A 217-nucleotide genomic window follows, 5' to 3' on the forward strand; every position below is an offset into this window, starting at 1 on the left:
AGCCGCAACCCGAACAACCGCAACATCCGCCGAGCCGTGGTCGACGGGTACGCCAGAGACATCGAGGCCGGCCGCTGGCGCCTCAACGGCGAGACGATCAAGTTCGGACCCCGCGGCCAACTCCTAGACGGCCAGCACCGCCTCTCCGCTGTCGCGCAGACTGGCGTGACGATCCCGATGGTCGTCGTGCGTGACCTTGCTGACGACGTGATGGCCA

At 67.3% G+C, this 217-nt stretch carries 1 protein-coding gene; it reads left to right on the top strand.

Annotation, left to right across the window (positions count from 1 at the left end):
• Nucleotides 1–217, top strand: a 217-nt coding sequence (locus tag ACOADB_RS14120; RefSeq protein WP_378599691.1) for a hypothetical protein, incomplete at both ends; no start/stop codon positions are given.

This window comes from Nocardioides sp. CPCC 206348, assembly GCF_048654705.1.
Lineage (GTDB): Bacteria > Actinomycetota > Actinomycetes > Propionibacteriales > Nocardioidaceae > Nocardioides.